The organism is Frankia sp. CeCAU1 (assembly GCF_977971845.1).
Genome location: NZ_CDWWXA010000041.1, coordinates 13,723 through 33,684, shown reverse-complemented (window position 1 = coordinate 33,684; position 19,962 = coordinate 13,723). Strand labels below are relative to the sequence as shown.

At 72.6% G+C, this 19,962-nt stretch carries 14 protein-coding genes and 1 pseudogene; 7 read left to right on the top strand and 8 right to left on the bottom strand.

From position 1 onward, the window contains the following. Positions 1–335, top strand: a pseudogene (locus AC08OO_RS09995) (transglycosylase domain-containing protein); the annotation flags it as partial. A gap of 19 nt (positions 336–354) precedes the next feature. On the opposite strand, the gene AC08OO_RS09990 reads toward AC08OO_RS09995, so the two are convergent. From AC08OO_RS09990 to AC08OO_RS09975, 4 genes are all read right to left on the bottom strand, one after another. Continuing rightward, the gene (locus tag AC08OO_RS09990; protein WP_476611292.1) at positions 355–1,503 is read right to left on the bottom strand and encodes an SIS domain-containing protein; all 1,149 of its coding nucleotides are present in this window, start codon (positions 1,501–1,503) and stop codon (positions 355–357) included. A gap of 15 nt (positions 1,504–1,518) precedes the next feature. Further along, positions 1,519–1,716, bottom strand: a complete 198-nt coding sequence (locus tag AC08OO_RS09985) for a Trm112 family protein (RefSeq protein WP_011435205.1) — start codon at positions 1,714–1,716, stop codon at positions 1,519–1,521. Then, the gene (locus AC08OO_RS09980; RefSeq protein ID WP_476611293.1) at positions 1,716–3,074 is read right to left on the bottom strand and encodes a phosphomannomutase/phosphoglucomutase; all 1,359 of its coding nucleotides are present in this window, start codon (positions 3,072–3,074) and stop codon (positions 1,716–1,718) included. Before AC08OO_RS09980 ends, AC08OO_RS09985 begins: the two co-directional genes overlap by 1 nt. A 233-nt stretch (positions 3,075–3,307) precedes the next feature. After that, positions 3,308–3,673, bottom strand: coding sequence for a DUF3499 domain-containing protein (locus tag AC08OO_RS09975; protein WP_035908204.1), 366 nt, complete (start codon positions 3,671–3,673; stop codon positions 3,308–3,310). Positions 3,674–3,873: 200 nt separating this feature from the next. Between AC08OO_RS09975 and AC08OO_RS09970 the strand changes: the two genes are divergently transcribed. Together AC08OO_RS09970 and manA are read left to right on the top strand one after the other, a co-directional pair. Continuing rightward, entirely contained in the window at positions 3,874–4,467 is a 594-nt protein-coding gene (locus AC08OO_RS09970) for a metallopeptidase family protein (protein ID WP_476618441.1), read from the top strand. 70 nt (positions 4,468–4,537) lie between these two features. Then, on the top strand, positions 4,538–5,860 hold the full coding sequence (gene manA, locus AC08OO_RS09965; protein ID WP_476611295.1) for a mannose-6-phosphate isomerase, class I: 1,323 nt from the start codon (positions 4,538–4,540) through the stop codon (positions 5,858–5,860). 139 nt (positions 5,861–5,999) lie between these two features. Here the strand turns inward: manA and AC08OO_RS09960 are convergent, their stop codons facing one another. The 4 genes from AC08OO_RS09960 to AC08OO_RS09945 form a co-directional block, all read right to left on the bottom strand. After that, positions 6,000–11,186, bottom strand: coding sequence for a DUF5719 family protein (locus AC08OO_RS09960; protein WP_476618440.1), 5,187 nt, complete (start codon positions 11,184–11,186; stop codon positions 6,000–6,002). Between the two features lie 27 nt (positions 11,187–11,213). Beyond that, positions 11,214–11,831 (bottom strand): WhiB family transcriptional regulator, encoded by a 618-nt coding sequence (locus tag AC08OO_RS09955; protein WP_476610226.1) that lies wholly within the window; start codon positions 11,829–11,831, stop codon positions 11,214–11,216. Positions 11,832–12,279: 448 nt separating this feature from the next. Beyond that, positions 12,280–14,961 (bottom strand): bifunctional FO biosynthesis protein CofGH, encoded by a 2,682-nt coding sequence (locus AC08OO_RS09950; RefSeq protein ID WP_476610227.1) that lies wholly within the window; start codon positions 14,959–14,961, stop codon positions 12,280–12,282. 134 nt (positions 14,962–15,095) lie between these two features. Next, entirely contained in the window at positions 15,096–15,392 is a 297-nt protein-coding gene (locus AC08OO_RS09945; protein WP_476610228.1) for a hypothetical protein, read from the bottom strand. A gap of 278 nt (positions 15,393–15,670) precedes the next feature. Here AC08OO_RS09945 and AC08OO_RS09940 point away from each other — a divergent pair, with 278 nt between their 5' ends. The 4 genes from AC08OO_RS09940 to AC08OO_RS09925 all read left to right on the top strand — a co-directional run bounded on the left by AC08OO_RS09940 (position 15,671) and on the right by AC08OO_RS09925 (position 19,764). Continuing rightward, complete coding sequence (locus AC08OO_RS09940) at positions 15,671–16,279, top strand: TetR/AcrR family transcriptional regulator (protein ID WP_035940905.1); 609 nt, start codon at positions 15,671–15,673, stop codon at positions 16,277–16,279. A 162-nt stretch (positions 16,280–16,441) separates the two neighbouring features. Continuing rightward, positions 16,442–17,476, top strand: coding sequence for a 2-phospho-L-lactate transferase (gene cofD, locus AC08OO_RS09935; protein ID WP_476610229.1), 1,035 nt, complete (start codon positions 16,442–16,444; stop codon positions 17,474–17,476). After that, entirely contained in the window at positions 17,469–18,797 is a 1,329-nt protein-coding gene (locus AC08OO_RS09930; protein WP_476610230.1) for a coenzyme F420-0:L-glutamate ligase, read from the top strand. The genes cofD and AC08OO_RS09930 overlap by 8 nt, the downstream gene beginning before the upstream one ends. A gap of 160 nt (positions 18,798–18,957) precedes the next feature. Next, entirely contained in the window at positions 18,958–19,764 is an 807-nt protein-coding gene (locus AC08OO_RS09925; RefSeq protein WP_476618439.1) for a DUF3105 domain-containing protein, read from the top strand. Positions 19,765–19,962 lie beyond the last annotated feature (198 nt).

The window sequence follows — 19,962 nt, the reverse complement described above, 5'->3', positions numbered from 1 at the left end:
TCGCCGACGGCCGGACCTGGCCCCGTGTCTTCGGCGGCGACCTGCCCGCGATCATCTGGAGCAAGTCGATGCGGGCCGCCCTGGCCAACCAGCCGGTAGTCCCGTTGCCCGGCGCCGATCCGACCGTCGCGCGCGGCACCAAGGGCGGCCTGCAGAACACCCCGCCAGCGCCAGCGCCGGCACCCGGTCAGGGCCTCGGCGACCTGTTGCAGAACCTGGGTCAGCAGATCTTCCCTGGCACGGACCGGAGCGGGCAGAACCAGGGACAGCCGCAGCAACCCCAGAACGGCGCCGAACCGGGATCCGGCAGAGGGGATCAGCCTGCCGCCCACTAGCCAGCCTTCCGGCGGTCTGTCAGCGCCTGAGGTCGTGGGCGGCGGGTACCTGCACGGGATCGACCCCGAGCGCCAAGGCGAGATAAACGGCCGTGTAGTCGAACAGGCCGATGAGTGAGGCGAGCCGTTCCAACGGCCCGCCGCCGTCGGCGCGCAGTTCAGTGACGCCGACGCCTCGCTCGGCCGCCACCGCCACCGCCGCCTCGGCCTGCCGGGCGACATCCGGACGTTCGACGTCGGGATCGCGCAGCAGGACCAGGCGGAGCCGGATCGACTCGTCCTCCTCGGCGCGGTCGCGGAAGAAGTCGTCGAGGTCGTCGCGCGCCGGGTCGCCAGCCGCCGCGAGACCAGCCCCGAAGGCACCGTCGAACAGCGCGACCTGGTGGCGGGCGGGATGCGGCAGCGCCCCGGCGATGGCCGGATACTTCGCGCTCGTCGCGAGCTGGGTGACGGCACGTTCGGCCACCACGTTCGTCACCGGTGAGGTTCCCCAGATGAGCGGCAACGTACCGGCCAGCTCGAGCGCGAGCGTCTTCGCCGGATTGACGAACGACTCGCTGGACGAACGGCAACGGGTCGCGACGTCCTCGAGGCGGACGGCGGCCGCCTCGATCGCCTCGTCCGCCACCCGCGCGATACCCAGGGCCCGGGCGACGATGATCAGTGGCAGCGACAACGACCACAGGACGGCACGAGCGGGCCGCTCCGCCGAGGTCACGACGAGGGGCGCACCGGCCACCGCGGCCAGGTAGGCCAGGGGGGTGTCGGCAGGGGCGACCACGGCCACCCGCGCGCCGCGCCGGTTCGCCTCCTCCACCGCCGAACAGGTCTCCGCGGAGGTACCGGACGCCGACACCGCGAGGACGACGTCGGCCACCCCCACCCAGCCCGGCAGGCCGTAGGTGTGGTGACCGATGACGGGCACCGGGCCGGCCGGCCCGGCGACGGCGGCGAGCACCTCGGCGGCCAGCGCCGCGCCGCCCACACCCACCACGACGACCGCCCGGGGCCGTCCGTCGGCGGCGAGGCGACCGACCCCGGCATCCTGGGCGAGGGTGGCACCGCGACGGACCTGGCGGGCGGCGGAGGCGATGTGCGGCAGGAGACCGCCGGCGTGACCGGCGTCGATCCGGGCGGTGTCGTCGAGGATCGCCTCGTCGAGATACACGTCGAGGCCGCGGCGTCAGTTCGACGCCGACGCGCCGGAGAACGGGATCGCCTCGTCGAGCAGCATCACCGGGATGTCGTCCCGCACCGGGAACGCCAGGTCGCAGGCGAGGCACACCAGCACGGGGGCGCCGCTCAGCTCGTCGGGCCGCAGCTCACCGTGCTTGCTGCACGGGCAGACAAGGATCTCCAACAGCAGCGGGTCGAGACTCATCAGGCTTCCCTTCCGCTCCGGATCCGGGCGAGGATCTCGTCGCGCAGCCGGTGCATCGTGGCGTCGTCGGGCCCCTCCACATTGAGCCGCAACAGCGGCTCGGTGTTGGACGGGCGGAGGTTGAACCAGGATCCGTCCGAGAAGGAGATCGTCAACCCGTCCAGGTGGTCCACGTCGGCAGCGTCCGGCGCGTACGCCTTCTCGATCACGTTCATCGCCGCCGCGGCGTCCGCGATCTCGGAATTGATCTCACCGGACGCGCTGTAACGGGCGTACCCCCCGAGCAGCTCGGACAGCGGCCGGTCCTGGCTGCCCAACGCGGCGAGCACATGGAGCGCGGCGAGCATGCCGGAGTCCGCTCGCCAGAAGTCGCGGAAGTAGAAGTGACCGGAATGCTCGCCACCGAAAACCGCGCCGGTACGGGCCATCTCGGCCTTGATGAACGAGTGGCCCACGCGGGTCCGGACCGGGACCCCCCCGCGCTCGGTGACCAGCTCGGGGACCGCCCGGCTGACGATGACGTTGTGGATGATCGTGCCCCCCGGCTCCCGGGCCAGCTCGCGATCGGCCACCAAGGCGGTGATGGTCGACGGAGGGACAATCTCCCCCCGCTCGTCGACGACGAAGCAGCGGTCGGCGTCGCCGTCGAAGGCCAGGCCGATGTCGGCTCCGGAGCTGCGGACGGCGGCCTGCAGGTCCCGCAGGTTCGCCGGCTCGATCGGGTTCGCCTCGTGGTTCGGGAAGGAGCCGTCCAGCTCGAAGTAGAGCGGGATCACTGTCAGCGGCAGCCCGGTGAAGGTGGCCGGGACGGTCAGCCCGCCCATGCCGTTGCCCGCGTCCACGGCGACCGTCAGCGGCCGGATCTGCGCCAAGTCGACCAAGGTGCGCAGATGACGCACGTAGGAGTCCAGCAGGTCCCGCCGAGCCACGGTGCCGCGACGACCGGGACCGGCGGGAATACCCGCCTCGATCATCGCGCGGATGTCGGCGAGCCCGGTCTCCTGGCCGATGGGTGCCGCGCCGGCCCGGCAGAGCTTCATGCCGTTGTACTTCGCCGGGTTGTGCGACGCGGTGAACATCGCACCCGGAATGTTCAGCGAACCGGCGGCGAAGTAGAGCAGATCGGTGGATCCCAGCCCGGCGGCGATCACGTCCGCGCCCTGGCTGGCCGCCCCTTCCGCGAAGGCCTCGGCGAGCGGGACCGACGACTCCCGCATGTCGTGCGCGGTCACGATCCGCGGGGCGCCGAGCAGCCGCACGAAGGCAGCTCCGGTGGCTCGGGCGACGTCGGCGTCGAACTCCGCCGGCACCACGCCACGCACGTCGTACGCCTTGAAGATCCGCGAGAGGTCACGCATCCCTTCCAACCCCTTCTCCCTGGTGTCCCCCGGCACCGGGTGAATGGTGCCCCCCGGCCGCGCGGCCACTACTGCGACCGGCTCGGTTGACCTTATCCGCCGGGTCCGACACCGCTGGAACCGCGTCCGGGCGAACTCGCGCCGAACCACGCGCCGAACCACCGGTACCAGGACAAACGGAAGATCGGGACGATCACCTGACCGGGACGGCCAAGAGGTGGGAGCGCTCCGGATCAGGACGGACTGGGAACGGCCCGCAGGTGACCCCGCCGGCCACCCGGGGGTGGGGCCTGCGGACCCTGCGGGGGCTCCGGCCCTCCCCGCCGGGACGCCTCACGCACGGCGTCCGCGAGGGCCTCCAGATCGTCCCCGGCCACCTCACGACCCCCCTCACGGGGCGCCTCGGCCTCAAGCCGGACCACAGCCCAGCCAAGCGGCACGGTGAGCCGATCCGCGTGGGTGCCGCACAGATCGTAGGAGTGTGGTTCGACGTACGGGGAGAGCGGACCCAACACCGCCGTGGATTCCGCGTAGGCGTACGTGAGCGTGGCGACCGCGGCTGCGGAACAGGCCGAGCGGGAGCAGCGCCGAGGCTTCACGTTCCGGACGGTAGCCCCCGGAACGGACGACGGCCACCACCTCGGGTCGTGTCGCGTGGCGCGACGACTAATCGTCACGCGGCGTCGACCATGCCATCGCGGCCCGCATACAATATCCCTCGTTCAGCACGTATCCAGAGCGATTTTGAGATCATGGACCGTCCTCGAGCTGGTAGCGATGGGGGATGGAGCGCAGGGATGTGACCGGAACCGTCGTTGCCGCGCCCACGGATCGGCGCACCGCTCCGAGCGATGCCGGAAGCGGCGCGGAGTTCACCGCGATCGACGGACGACCGTCCATCCTTGAACGCTACGCTGACAGGGTGACCGAGCCCGAGCGGTTCCCGGCAGTCGCCCGGCCAATTCCGCCACGGCGCCGGCGCGACCGGCGCGGCCGTGGCATCCGGGGCACTCTCCTTCCGCCGGACGTGCCCGCCTACACCACCCGCGGCGACCGCTTCGACGATCTCGTCCTGGACGCCGTCGAGCATCTCGACCACCGGTGGTCCACTGAGCTCGCGGACGTCGAGTTCGCCGTCGAGGACGTACCGCCGGTGGCGGTGACCGATGATGAGATCCCGCTCGCCCATTACCAGCCGGCCAGCGGCAAGGGTCGGTCGGGAACCCCGCGACGCATCGTCGTCTACCGCCGCCCGATCGAGGCGCGGGCCGTCGACAGCGAGGACCTGGCCGAGCTCGTCCTCGACGCGATCATCCACGAGATGGCTGAGATGATGGGGGTCGACCCCGCCGTGATCGACCCGGAGGGCCACGGCTGGGGCGACGAGGAATAGCGAGTAACAGCGAGGAACAGCCGAGCCGCGGTGGCTGGCCGGCCGCAGGACACCCACCACGAGGGAGACCGTGACCACCAGGAACAAGCCCGCTCGGGCGACGGCATCCGGCGCCCGGGTCCTGCCACTGCACGGTCAGGCGCAGTCGTACGCCTGGGGGTCCCCGAGCGCGATTCCGAACCTGCTCGGGGCAGCCGCGACCGGTGAGCCGGTCGCGGAGTTGTGGCTCGGCACCCATCCGGTGGCGACGGCCCTCGCCGAGGACGACGGCATCCGCCGTCCGGCCACCGACCTCGTCGGTCCGCTGCCGTTCCTGCTCAAGGTGCTGGCCGCCGAGAAGGCGCTGTCGCTGCAGGTGCACCCGGACCTGGCGCAGGCCCGGGCCGGGTTCGACGCGGACGACGCGGCCGGTCTCGGCTTGGGCGATCCACGTCGACGTTACCGTGACCGGAATCACAAGCCCGAACTGATCGTCGCGCTGTCCCCGTTTCGGGCTCTCGCCGGCGTGCGTGATCCCGGCCGGACCCTCGCCATCGTCGCCCGGCTGGGCTCACCGGCCCTCACCGCCGCCTTCCGGCCACTGGCCGACGATCCCTCGGGCGGCGCCGCACAGGTGCTCCGCTCCCTGCTGACCATGCCGCGCGAACCCGCCCGTGACCTCGTCCGCGGCCTCGTAGCGACGGCCCGCCGGCTCGCCGCCGGCCCGTACGGCGCGGCAGCGCCGGGGCCGCCCAACGCCGAAACGGACGGCACGGCGACGGACGGGGCCGCGGTGGACAGCGCCGCGGTGGACAGCGCCGAAGCCGATGACGCCGAAGCCGATGACGCCGCGCGGGCGGCCGATCTGATCGTTCTGCTCGCGGCCGCGCACCCGGGCGACGTCGGGATCGCGGCCGCCCTGTTGCTGAACGACGTCACCCTGCGCCCCGGGGAGGGGCTCTTCCAGCCCGCGCGGCTGCTCCACGCCTACGTCTCCGGCCTGGGTATCGAGATCATGGCGGCCTCGGACAACGTGCTGCGCGGCGGGCTCACCCCCAAGCACATCGATGTCGACGAGCTCCTACGCATCCTCGATCCCACTCCGAGCGCGGCACCGATCCTCATGCCCCGTACCCTCGCGGCCTCCTCCGGTGGTCTGCTCCGCAGCTGGGACGTCCCCGTCGGGGACTTCGCCCTCACCGAGGCGATCTGCACCGGGGGTGCCCTGGACGTGGGACGGCCCATGGTGCTGCTGGCCATCGAGGGTGCGGTCCGGGTGACCGGCACCGCCGACGACGGGACGACCGTCGCCCCGGTGGAGTTGCGCGGGGGCCGGTCCGCCCTGCTGGCCGGATCCGCCGCGTTGACCCTCACCGGCACCGGTCGGGTCTTTCTCGCCGCTTCCGGCCGCTGACGGGCGACGCCACCGACAGGGCGGGGTGCTGACGGCCCGGAAGACCGGAAGCGTCACGAACCTCCCGCACGTCCTGGGAGGACGCCGGCCGGTGCCCGGCCCGCCACGAGGCGAAGGTCGAGGGTCGGCGGACACGGGCCTAGCCGCGCTGATACAGGACGGTGGGATCCTCGATGGAGACCGGAGCGTCGAGGAGCCTCGGCGCCCCCCACAACGGAACGACGGTGGAGATGCTCCGCGGCATCACGGGCTTGGGCATCCCGAAGGTCGACGACGCGGAGCCGGTGGAGCCGGAGGAGCCGGAGGGGGTAGGCCCGCGGGGCGGATCCCCGGATACCCGGCCCTCCCCCGGCGTACCGGGGGGAGGGCCGATCACGGCGGTGGCCTCCAGCGGGCCGCCGACCGCGACAAGCCGTCCACCCGCCCGTCCGATCGGCATGCGGGCGGTCGCGACGGTGCCTGGCCGTACCCGTACCAGCTCGCCGTCGATCCACGCCGTGACCGCTCCCGCCGGAGCGGCGAGCACGACGACGCCGGTCGCGCCGGGCGGTACCGGTGGGAGGGAGACGACCGCGTCCGGCGCGGATCCCGCCCCGGCGGCCAGCCCCGTCGGCCCGGAGAGGCCGACCGCCTGGCCGTACGCGTCGAGCCCGCGTGGGTCGAGCGGAGGATCAAGGCTGGTGGCGCCGACCCAGGTGGATCCGCCGTCCGAGCCGGTCGACCGCTCTCCCGCCCGGCCCGACGGTGCGGCCAGTCCGGCGAGCACCGGTGCGTCATCGGCCGATTCGACCAGGACCGCCGAGGCGGCGCCCGCCGGCAGCGGCACGGGCGTGGTGATCGCACCCGTGGCGGGCACGACGACGGCCTCCAGACCGATCGGCGTGTGCCGACCCGTACCCGTGAGGACCGTGATGCGCACCGTGGCCTCCCGCAACGGTGCGGCGAGCACCAGGTGCGCCGTCGAGGACGCGGACCCCGCCGGGACGACGACCCCGCCAAGCAGGAGACGCCGGGCCGGGGCGGAGGTGCTCGGGACAAGGCTCACCGGATCCGCGCGCCCCGCCCGGTCCGTCCCCGGCACCGAGTCCGTACGCCCCGCGCTGGGCCGGTCCGCGACCCAGGTGAGAACCCGGCCGGAGCGCACCTGGACGTCGAGCGCGGTCGCGGTGGCCTCCGGTGCGAGGGAGGCGAGTCGCCGGATCACCGCGTGGTCCGGGGGCACGGTGATGTCCTGCGGCGACGTCGCCGGTCCGTCGGAAAGCACCCGCACGTTGATCCGGGCCGGTTCATCTGCCAGATTCGACCAGATCACCACCGGATCCCGACCGGCCACGGTCGATGGTCCGGTGAACCAGACCCGGGCCCGGGACGGCTCGCAACGCGCCTGAAGCGGCCCGACGCCGTCCATTGACCCGACGCCGTCTTTGTCCCGGGCCGTCACGGTGGCCGACAGTCCCCCGGCGGACGCACCCTGGGCGGTCACCAGGATCGATCCACGGCCGCCCGCCACACCGGTGACGGCGCTGCTCTCCGAGGGCCGCGGAAGGTCCAGGTGACGTCGACCACGGGCGTCCATCCGTAGTCCAAGCCCCTTGGTTGGCACCTCGGGCCCCACCGTGGGCACCCGCACCCGGCCCGTCGGTCCACCGCCGGCGGCCACGTCCAGGCCGAGCGAACGGGCCCGCCCGCCCGGCCCGTCCGGATCGGGTGCCACCAGCGTCAGGTCCGGGCAGGCCAGCATGGCGCCTGACAGCGGCCAGATCCGTCCCTTCCCGGCACCGGTGCTGGTGCCGCTGGTGCTGGTGCCGCTGGTGCTGATGCCGGTGCCGGTGCCGGTGCCGGTGCCGGTGCCGGCGAGGAACGCCCCGGTCAGCCCGAGCAGTCCGAGGACCGCCAGCGGCAGCACCGTCCGCGAAACGACCGTCCGCGAAACGACCACGACGTGACACGACGGCCGCTGGTATGACGGCCGCTGGTATGACGGCCGCTGGTATGACGGCCGCTGGTATGACGGCCGTTCGACCTTCCCGACCCGCCCCGGCTGCGTCGCAGCCGGGGGAGCCATCCGCCGCGACCGCATGACCGGGATTCCCAGCAGGACCGGGATTCCCAGCAGGACCGGGATTCCCAGCAGGACGAGCGCGGCGAGTGCCGCAGCCTGGCCCACCACTGCCCGGTGGGGTGAAGTCCGGTCGTGGTCGATGCGGAGCCGACCGCCGTCGGGCGGCAGTTGGAATCCGGCTGCCCAGCCCCACGCCCGGAACGGAGCCAGCGGCCGGCCTTCCAGCCACGCGTGCCATCCGGCATCCGCCGGTACGGCGAGCACCAGGCAGCGTGCCGGGCCGGACCGGGCGGCGAGGGCGGGCAACCGCTCGCCGGAGGCCAACCGACGTACCGAGGAGGGCGCTGGCGGCAGCGGCGCCGAGAGGAGGGGAGGAACACCCGGCGCCGTACCGATCGGGCGGGTTGTCGGCCTCGTCGCCGCGGGAGCGGAGTGCCGCGCCACCGGCTCACGGCGATCGGCCCGATCGGACTCCATCACCCAGGCCAGGGGTCCGCCCGCCCACCCGGACGCGTCCGGTCGCGGCGCAGCGGTCCCACCGGGCTCTCCCAAGGCCGTCGCACCACGGGCCGCAACGGCGGGGCGCCAGAGGATCGCCCCCGGGCGGGGACGATCCCGGATCAAGGACGGCGTCGCGTCCAGTCGGGCGACGAGCTGAGAGGCCGAGTCGACCGTAGGTACAGCGACCGATGTCACGCCCAGAAGCGGGAGCCAGCCGGCTGCCCGGCCACCGCTGGTGGCGAGGTCCGCGACCATGTCGGCAAGGAACCGGCCGGACCGCCGCGGGGTGCGGGCGCCGGCCTCGGGAAACGTCGGCCCGGACGCGGAGGCCAGGGTGTACCGGATCGTTCTGGCCGAGGCCGGTTGGTGCAGGACGAGGACGCGGGCACCCGGCCCGGCGGCGCGGGTCACGGCCGCGACCGCGTGGGCGAGGGCGGACCCCTCGACGCCGGCCGGGTTCGCCCCTGTGGTGTCGTCGGGCCGGGCCGCGTCCACGGCCAGGAACCGGGCGGCAAGGATCAGCGGCCCGACGAGGAGGAACAGCGTCACGGGAAGGACCACCAGCACGGCCGTGCGCCGCCGGCGGCCCCGCTCCCGGCCCGCGAGGCGGCCGAACAACCACCAGGCCAGACATCCACCGACGAAGCCGGCCACATCGGCCCTGGGTCCGCTGTCCGCACCGGCCAGCAGGGCCAGGGAGTACTGGGGCAACCGGGCCAGGGTGATCGCCGATTCGGTGAGGACGGCGACGGGATCCACCCGCAGGTCCGGAAGCACCGGGATGATCGTCGCGAGCAGAGCGACGATCATCCCGGGCAGCCTGGACCGCGCAGTCAGGAACGCGACGACGACCAGGCCCGCCCAGGCGATGGCCAGCGTCGACGGGGCGCAGGCGATGAACCCAACCAGACAGATCGCGAGCGTCCACACCTGCCGGCCCGGCGCCCCACCGACGCCAAAGCCGGAGCCGTCCCGCCGGTCCCGCAGGACCGCGTCGGCGGCGGCGAGCACCAGGGGAAGGCCGATCACCGCGCCCACGGTGTCGGTGCGGCAGGCGAGGACCGACCCGGTCATCACCGGGTTCAACCCGTAGCCGGCGGCGAGCCCGAACCGGGCGACCGGATGTGGTCCCAGCCGGGCGAGGGCCCGGTAGGCACTCAGGCCCGCGAGCGCCGGGCCTGCCGCCAGCAGGATCCAAGCGGCAGGCGCCGGCCTCCCCCCCAGCAGAGTGGCTGCCGCGGCGAGCAGCGCGGTGAAAGGGGGTGCCGGCCCAGGACCACTCAGAGGTCCATCGGGCGCCCCCGCCCATCCAGACCACACGGCCGACCACAGGTTCCGGCTGCCGGCCGGGAGCGGCAGGCCCCCGCCGAGCATGTCCGCCGGCATCCCACGCATGGCCAGGAGCCCGACGGCACCCAGCAGGGCCGCCAGGGTCGTCGGCGGCCAGGCCTGCCGGCGCGGGTGCACATCCGGCCTGGGCCCGGTGACCACCAAGGTGGTGTCGGCGACGTCTTCGGCGACTCCGGCCCGATCAAGGAGATCATCGGCGCCGGCTCCGCGCCGCCACGGCAGGCGGGCCGGGAACAACGGGCGGACGGCCCGATGCGGCACCGCCCACGTGCGGGCGGCGCGCCGACGCATCCGGCGCAGCTGCCGTGGCCGCCCCAGCACGGTACCGGCGAGCGTGAGCTCGGCGAGCGCCGCCCGGGGTCGGCCGCGCAGGAGCAGGCCGAGGGTGCGCACGACCGTTCCGACGAGCAGGGCGACCACCATCGCCGGAAACAGCACCGTCGCCGTGTTCGCCAGCCGGACCCGTAGAGCCCCCGCACGGTCGGCCGATGCCCTGGGGAAGGCCGGCCCCCCGGAAAAGGCTGAGGCCGAGGTCACGGTCACCGTGGCCGACGGGACGACGACGACCCGTAGGCCGGCACGGGCCACCCGCCAGCCGAGATCGATGTCATGACCACCATCGAGCTCGGGGTCGAGTCCACCCAGCAGTCGCCAGACCACCGCCCGCACGAGCATGCCCGAACACGCGACGGCGAGGACGTCACGTACCCCGTCACACTGGACATGATCATCATGGTCCGGGCGAATTCCGGGATGCCGTTGCCCGGCCCGGTCAACGCTCACCCCGGCTTCGACCACCCGGGGTCTCGTCACCGGCCGGGACCGCGCACCTGTCGATCCAGCAGAACCGCCCGCTTCGGCGGGCGGGGCGGATTCCGGAGCGCGGGCGAGCAGTTTGGGGCCGAGGACGGCGGCGCCCCGGTCCAGCCGGGCGTAGGCCAGCAGGGTGTGCAATGCGCCCGGGGCGGGGATCGCGGTGTCGTCGAGGAGCCAGACGAATCCGTGCTCCGGTGGGTTCCCCAGCCGAGCCAGCCCCACGGCTACGGCGGCGCCGAACGGTGTGGCGGACGGCACCTCTACGACAAGGGGCTCGGCGACCGGGTCACCGGCCTGAGCATCCGCGCCGTCGGTGCCCGGGTCGACGGGATGGTCGGCGGACGGGAGGCGACTGTCCCCGTCCAGGGGAGACGCGCGTTGCCGGGGAACGCATCCCCCGCCACCGAGCCGCACCTCGACGACCCGGTCCGGCGGTCTGGTCTGGGCACGCAGGGCGGCCCGGACCTGGGCGGCGACGTCGGGTCCACCACACCCTCGACCGAGCACGCAGACCGCGACGACCGGGGGCCCCGCATCATCGGCCACGGTCACCGCGGCGACCGTGGCCGCCTGTGACCTGCCCGGATCGCCCGTCATGCGCCGACCGCCGGTCACCGGTCGGGCTCAGACCGCTCGGCGTCGCTGCTTGCGTCTCTCCCGCTCGGACATGCCGCCCCAGATCCCGAACCGCTCGTCGTTCTCCAGCGCGTACTCCAGGCACTCGGCCCGGACCTCACAGCCCGAGCAGATGCGCTTGGCCTCGCGGGTCGAGCCGCCCTTCTCCGGGAAGAACGCCTCGGGATCGGTCTGCGCGCACAGCGCGCGTTCCTGCCACTCCATCGCCTCGCCGAGAAGGTCCCCCATCCCCAGATCGATCACCTGGGCGAGGGCGGACCTCCCGGCCGATCCACCAAGATCCTCCAAGTCCTCGGTCTCCGCCTCGTCGGCCTCGTCGACATCGGTCTCGTCGACATCGGTCTCGTCGACATCGTCGATGTCCTCGACGGAGTCGTCCTGGATGTCCTCGACGAGGTCGGTGTCCTCGGCGACGGACCGACCGGTCAACTCGGGGAGGACGGGAGCGGCCGTGGCCGGCACCCGCGCCCGCGGGACCGTTTCGGATGTGGCCCGGGTGTGCCGTTCGGTGAGCACCCGCTCAGGGTGATCAGCGAACGGGTCATGCTCAGCGGGACGCTCGACGTCCGCGAGGACAGTGTGGACGCCCGCGTCGGCGTGCTCCATGTGGACTCCTCCAGACCCGTCGCGGTGCGGTCGGCCACCCCTGGGCGCCGGCGCGCAGGTGACTAGTTTCCGCACCGGTCAGGCGACGCACTACCGCACGAACCCCGCCAGCGGGGGGAATGACACGCCGGTAATTACACGCTCCAGACTCGATCGCGTCAACCCCACCGTCGCAACATCTTCTACAACCAGCGATGAGACAATAGCTCACAGTCACTACAGCCTGTCGCCGAGGGTCCACGCAACCTTCCTTTCCGTCACTCTGCGCGATCAGATGGGTCGCGGCAACGGCATTATCCCGCCTAGATCTAAAGGGCATAAACCCCTAAAAGGGCAGGTCTGAGCTCGGGCAACCGCCGCAGGCGCATACCGATCAGCCGCCAGACCCGGCAACCCCAGCCTATTCGACTACGGAGAGTAGTTTTTAGTGATCAGAACTTGGCGGGTGTCAGGACACCACCGGCAGCATGGCCCGGACGGTGCGGCCCCGGGCAGCGCGAAAGCGCTCGTCAGGGATCCGGCCATACGTGGTGGTGCGTTGCCGAGCGGGACGACCCGCCCCCGCGGCCACCTCCTCAAGTTCGGCCACGGAGCGCCGCGAGCCGTGCTGCGAGCCGGCCATCCGACTGATCGTCTCCTCCATCAGCGTGCCGCCGATGTCGTTCGCCCCACCGGTGAGCACGGCCCGACAGCCCTCCACCCCGAGCTTGACCCAGGAGCACTGGATGTTGTCGATCGAACCGTGCAGCAGAATGCGCGCCATTGCGTGCACAGCCCGGTTCTCCTGACGGGTGGGGCCGGGACGGGCGACACCGGCCAGGTAGATCGGCGAGCTGTGATGGACGAAGGGGAGGGCCACGAACTCGGTGAAGCCGCCGGTGGAGTCCTGGATGCGCCGTAGCAGGCGCAGATGGGCCACCCAGTGTGCGGGGGTGTCCACGTGCCCGTACATCATCGTGGCCGAGGAGCGCAGGCCGACCCGGTGCGCGGTGGTCACCACCTCGACCCAGCTCGCCGCGGGCAGCTTGCCCTTCGTCAGCACCCAACGGACATCGTCGTCGAGGATCTCCGCCGCGGTGCCGGGGATCGTGTCGACGCCGGCCTCACGGGCCGCGGTGAGCCAGTCGCCGACCGACAGGCCGGTGCGGGTGACGCCGTTGAGAACCTCCATCGGCGAGTAGGCGTGCAGATGCAACCCCGGCGCCTGCCGCTTGATCTCACGGGCAAGATCGAAGTACGCGGCGCCCGGTAGATCGGGATGGATCCCGCCCTGGACGCAGACCTCGGTCGCGCCGACCGCCCAGGCCTGCGCTGCCCGGCTGCCCACCTCGTCCAGGGACAGCGTGTAGGCGTCGGCGTCCCCACGGCGTTGCGCGAACGCGCAGAATCGGCATCCGGTGTAGCAGACATTGGTGAAGTTGATATTGCGGTTGACGACGTAGGTGACGTCCTCGCCCACGACGTCGCGGCGCAATCCGTCCGCGAGCGCGCAGAGCTCCTCCAGGGCGGCGCCGTCCGCGCCGAACAGGGTCAGCGCCTCGGCGTCGGTGATCCCGGCCGGATCGGACCCGGCGTGGCGCAGGGCGGCGAGCGTGTCGGGGTCGATCCGCCGCATGGCACCGGCACCGGCAGCCGCGCCGGCACCGGCAGCCGCGCCGGCCCGGCTGCCCGTGCCGACGACTCCGTCGGCCCCCGTCCCGGCCGCGCTGACCTGTGCCCGAAGCGACTCCCAGTCACCGTAGACCGTGTCGAAGTCCGCCCGTTTCTCGCTGCGGCGCCCGACCGTGTCGACCGCGGCGTGCAGATCGGTGCGGCCGGTATCAGCGAGTCCGCCGTCGGGCTCCTGCCAGGGGCGGCCGGCCGGGAGCACGCCGTCGGCGAGCAGGCCGTCCACGCCGGCCAACGCCCCGACGTGTCCGGCCAGGCGCGGGTCGATCCACGGTTCACCGAGATGGGAGGGGTAGACGGTGAGCCGGGGCCGCAGCGTGAACCCGGCCTGCGCCGTCACGGCCCCCAGGACGTCCAGGTCCGGCCAGGGCCGCTCGGGGTTGACGTGGTCGGGGGTGACCGGGGAGACGCCGCCCCAGTCGTCGATGCCGGCCGAAAGCAGCAGGGCGCACTCCACGGTGTCAACGAGGTTCGGCGGAGCCTGCACCCGCATCGTGGGGCCCAGCACCAGCCGGGTGACCGCAACGGCCGCGGCCAACTCCTCGGCACCGACGTCGGGCGCGGAGCGCATCGCGGTGTCGTCCTTGGCGCGGAAATTCTGGACGATCACCTCCTGGATCGACCCATAGCGGCGGGCCAGACCTCGAAGCTCGAAGATCGTCTCTGCCCGCTCCGTCCGGGTCTCCCCGATGCCGAGCAGCAGGCCGGTCGTGAACGGGATCGACAGCCGCCCGGCGTCGGTGAGGACCCGCAGGCGGACGGCCGGGTCCTTGTCGGGTGATCCGTAGTGCGCCCCGCCCGGCTCCGACCACAGGCGGGTCGCGGTCGTCTCCAGCATCATCCCCATCGACGGGGCCACCGGCTTGAGCCGGGCGAGTTCCACCCAGCTCAGCACACCCGGGTTGAGGTGCGGAAGCAGACCGGTCTCCTCCAGCACGGCGATCGCGACGGCACGCAGGTAACCCAGCGTCGAGTCGTAGCCGTGGGCGTCGAGCCATTCCCGGGCCACCGGCCACCGATCCTCGGGACGATCACCAAGCGTGAACAGCGCCTCGGCGCAGCCCGCCGCGGCGCCCGCCCGGGCGATGCCGAGCACCTCGTCCACCGTGAGGTAGGGGGCGGGCAACCGGTGCGGCACTGTGGCGAAGGTGCAGTAGTGGCAGCGGTCCCGGCACAACCGGGTCAACGGGATGAACACCTTCGGCGAGTAGGTGACGACACCCGGCCGCCCGATCGACGCCAGACCCGCGTCGCGGACCCGGGCCGCCGAGCGGCACAGGTCCGCGAGGTCATCGCCGCGCGCGGCCAGCAGAATGGTGGCCTCCACCACGTCGAGCGTGGCGCCGTCCCGGGCCCGGCGCAGCGCCCGGCGTAGCGCCGACGGGGACGGTGGGGACGGTGGGGAACTGGATTCGGCACCGCTGGATTCGGCACCGCTGGATGTCGCCGCCGTACTCATCATGAATTCCTCTGATTCTCCGGCGGCGCCCCGGCGCCCGGCAGGTGAACCGGTCCGGTCGGTGGCCATCGGGATCGAAGGGATGCGGTGTCGAAACGGTACTGAGCGGTTCGGCAGGAGACCCGGTCGACCCGGAGTCAGGGGGTCACGCGGCCGGCCGCACGCCACCCGGTGGCGGGTCTGCGCAGTCGGTCGAGCGTGCCGATCAACATATTCGTCCGCCGGCGCGAGGCCAACGTCTCGACCAGAGCCTGCGTCCGGTCGGCTCGCCGGCCGGCGCCGGCGACGTCGGACCCGGCCGGCGTCGTACCGGTGGGCTGTCGCATCTGGGCCCGGCGGGCGGCCACGACCTGGGGGGCGCGGGCCCCCGCAAGCGCGCGATTAAGGGAGGCAGACAGGGCTTCGAGGCTCTTGGTGGTCCTGATGTCGGACATGACGGTCCTTCCAGCAACGTAGAGAGCTGAGATTCACTCTCACAGCTCTCTCTAATCGGAATCAAGAGAAAGGCGGTGAGCAGGACACATCCGCCCGAGACGTCCACCGGACCCCGCTACCCGAGCCCGGCCGGAGTGCACCCACCGACACCGGGACACGATTCCGATCATGCCGGCGCCGGGACGGCGCCGCCGGGCGCCGGCGTACCGCACGGGGGCTACCGCTACTGGGCATCGATTTTCTCCTGCCCCACCATGGGAGTCGTTACGCTGATCAGGTGCCACGCAACCGCCAGGAGGTTCCCCGCGAGGAACGGATCGATGCGTTGCTCACCGTCGCCGAGGAGCAGTTCCTGGCCCGCGGGTTCGCCGGGACGTCCATCGCGGAGATCGCCCGTTCCGCCGGCATCGAACCGGGCTCCGTCTACTGGTATTTCCGGTCGAAGGACCACGCCTTCGCGGCGGTGCTGAACCGACTGCTTGACGTTGAGGTCGACCGGATCGCAGCGTTGCCCGGAGACCCGGCGGCGAAGCTCTTCCTTGCTCTGGACTCGGTCGAGCGGCGCCGCACGCTGCATCCCTGTGTCGCCGAACGCGCCCCGCACGCCGCGCCGGTCATGGAGTACCACGAGCGGCTGCACGACTGGCTGCACGGGCTCGCGCTCGCCGCGGTGCACGACTTCGTGCCCGAACCCGATCGGGAGCTCGCGGCGGACGCGGTGGTCGCCACCATCGAGGGCGGGCTCGCCAACCCTGCGCCCTCCCGGCCGACCAGCCATCTCGTGCACTTTCTGCTCTCGGCCTTCTGCACGGACACGCCGATACCGGCAAAGCCGGAGTTCCACGGATGGATGACGCCGTTGTTCGCCCGACCGAGGCTCGGTTAGGAACCCCGACCGAGGCTCGGTCAGGAACACGACCGGCGCGCCCGCCCCGGTCCGGAGAAATCCGTCCGCGGCCCGGCGGTGGCCGCTATCACCCCGGCCGGGAGATCCACCACCGCCCACCGGTGCCCCATCCGTCGGGACGCGGTGCCAGGATTGGTCGGTGTGAGAGTTACAGCCCTGGCTGGCGGGATCGGTGGCGCCCGGTTCCTGCGCGGCGTGCTCGCGGCACTGCCGGAGGCCGACGTGACGGTAATCGGCAACACCGGCGACGACATCACGTTGCACGGACTGCGCATCTGCCCCGATCTCGACACCGTCATGTACACTCTGGGCGGCGGGATCTCGGCCGAACGGGGCTGGGGGCGCGAGGGCGAGTCGTTCGTCGTGGCCGAGGAACTCGCCGCCTACGGCGTCGGGCCGGCCTGGTTCGGACTCGGCGACCGCGACCTCGCCACCCACCTGGTGCGCACCCGGATGCTCGACGCCGGCTACTCCCTCTCGGACGTGGTCCGGGCGCTGTGTGAGCGGTGGAAGCCGGGGGTACGGCTGCTGCCGATGTCGGACGAGCGGGTCGAGACCCACGTGGTGATCTCGGACGCCGACGGCCAGCGCGCGGTGCACTTCCAGGAATGGTGGCTGCGGCTGCGTGCCGCCGTGCCGGCACAGGCGATCATCCCGGTAAACGCGGAAAAGGCCAGGCCCGCGCCCGGCGTCCTGGCCGCCATCGCCGACGCGGACGTCGTACTGCTCCCCCCGTCGAATCCGGTCGTCTCGATCGGCACCATCCTCGCCGTTCCCGGGATCCGCTCGGCCGTGCACGAGACCGCGGCGCCGGTGGTCGGGGTGTCGCCGATCATCGGCGGCTCGGCCGTGCGCGGGATGGCGGACGCCTGCCTGGCCGCCATCGGCGTCGAGACCTCCGCCCAGGCGGTAGGCGTGCATTACGGCGGCCGGGGGCGCACCGCCGGGCCGGCCACCGCCGGGCCGGCCACCGCACCCGCCGCGACCGGGCACGGGACGGCCCCGCGCCCGGGAGACGGGACGGCGGACGGACTGCTCGACGGCTGGCTCGTCGACACCGCCGACGCCGGCGCGACCGTTCCCGGCGCGACCGTGGCCGCGACACCCCTGTTGATGACCGATCTGAAGGCCACGGTGGCGATCGTCCGGGCGGCTCTGGAGCTCGCCGGTGCCTGAGCGCAGCGCGGAACGGGCGCTGCGCGTGTTCCCGCTCACCGGCATCGGCGAGGTCCGTTCCGGCGACGATCTCGCCGTCCTGGTGGCCTCGGCCGTCCGGACGCACGGCCCGACACTCGCCGACGGCGATGTCGTCGTGGTCACCTCAAAGATTGTTTCGAAGGCCGAGGGACGGCTCGTCACGGTGTCCGGCGACCGCGAGGAAGCCAGACAGGCCATGATCGACAGTGAATCGGCACGCGAGGTCGCCCGGCGCGGCCCGACCCGGATCGTCGAGACGCACCACGGTTTCGTCCTCGCCAGCGCGGGGGTCGACGCGTCGAACATCGCCAAGGACTCCCTCGCCCTGCTCCCGGTGGATCCGGACGCCAGCGCCAGGCGGCTGCGGTCGGGCCTGGCCACCGTGCTCGGCGTGGATGTCGCCGTCATCGTCACCGATACCGCCGGACGGCCGTGGCGGCGCGGCCTGACCGACATGGCCATCGGGGTGGCCGGCATGGCGGCGCTGCGCAGCCACGTCGGCGACCTCGACGGCTACGGCAACGAGCTGGGGATGACCGAGGTGGCCGAGGCCGACGAGCTCGCCGCGGCCGCCGACCTCGTCAAGGGCAAGCTGGGCGCCACACCGGTGGCAGTCGTCCGCGGCTACGGCCGGCTGCCCGACGACGGCGCCGGCGGGCGGGCGCTGCTGCGTCCCGCTGGTGATGACATGTTCCGCCTCGGCACCCTCGAGGCGCGCCGGGCGGCGCTGCGCGACCGGCGCACCGTGCGGGACTTCTCCGACACCCCGGTCGACCCGGCCGCGGTCGACCGGGCGATCGCGGCGGCACTCACCGCCCCGGCCCCGCACCACACCACACCATGGCGTTTCGTGATCGTGACCGAGCGGCACGCCGCGCTGCTCGACGCGATGGCCGAAGCCTGGGCGGACGATCTACGACGCGACGGGTTCGACGAGGCGGCCGTCGAGCGTCGGCTTCGGCGCGGCGAGGTGCTGCGGCGTGCCCCGCTGCTGATCGTTCCGATCATGCTCCTCGACGGCGCGCATCCCTATCCGGACGCCCGCCGCGCCGCCGCCGAGGAGCGGATGTTCACCGTCTCCGTCGGGGCCGGGGTGCAGAACCTGCTCGTCGCCCTGGCCACGGAGGGTCTGGGGTCGTGCTGGGTGTCGTCGACGCTGTTCTGCCCGGAGGTGGTCACCCGGGTGCTCGACCTGCCGGCCGATTGGACACCGATGGGCGCGGTCGGGGTCGGGCACGCCGCCGCGCCCGCACCCGCCCGACCGGACCGCGATACCGCGGCGTTCGTCCTCCACCGCTGACCTCGTGGCCGACCGATCCCGGGTGGCCCGGCTCCGGGATGATCCGGGACGCCACGGTCACGGTGCGGCGTGGCGGAACAGGGCGTGTCCGGTGGTGTTCGGCGGGTCGGATCCATCCTGCCCGGACGACGTGGTGCAACACTTCGTAGGATCAGTTGCCGTGGGTAAGAAGAGCGTCGAACGCAACACCCGGCTCGAGCAGTTGCGCCGTGAACAGAAGCGCAGGGAACGCCGCCGCGCGCTGCTCATCTACGGGACGTCGGGGCTCGTCGCCGTCGCGCTCCTCGTCGGCATCATCATCTACAGCGTCGCGGACAGCAGATCGAAGAACGAGGCCCGCAAGGTCGGCTACGTCGCGCAGGCCTCGGCTGCCGCCACCGCGGCCGGGTGCACCGGCACGGCGAACGACCCGTTCCGCGGCTCGACGCACGTCAGCACGGCGGTCACGTACGAGGCGTCACCGCCATCCTCGGGTAACCACAACCCCGACCCCCTGCCCGACGGCATTCCCTTCTACAACCCGAACTCGGGCATCTCGGTGGAACGGGCCGTACACAACCTCGAACACGGCTTCGTGATCGGCTGGTACGACAAGAGCCTGCCGACGGATCAGGTCGACAAGCTGCGCAAGCTCGCCGCGGACGCCGGGCCGCGGTTCATCGGTGTGCCCTGGCCCCGGAGCACCTTCGTCGACAACAAGCACTTCGTCCTGACCGCCTGGGACCGCACCCAGCGCTGCTCGACGGTCTCCGCGGACGTAATCAAGGATTTCGTCACCAAGCATGCGAACCCGGACGCCGCCGGGGCCACCTGGGACTCACCGACCGCGCCGGAGTCCGGCGCGGCGGGCGGCACCCTGAACGTGACGGCGGACGGCCCCCTGGTGGATCCGGGCGCGGCCGCCTCCCCGATCCCCGGCGCGGGCACCATGTCACTGTCGCCCACCACCCCGACCCCGGCGCCCTAACCCTCTCGGCCGGGGCGGAGATGTCGGTGACGAGGCGGGGCCGTGCCCAGGACGAGCGCCGTCCCGGGCACGGCCCGCCCGGCTAGCTCCAGATACCGGTGCTAGCTCCAGATACCGGTGATGTCCGATGCGCTTCCGGCGTTACCCGCGTGGGTGGTCAGTCCACTCAGGTCCTCCAGGGTACGTAGCACGTTGTAG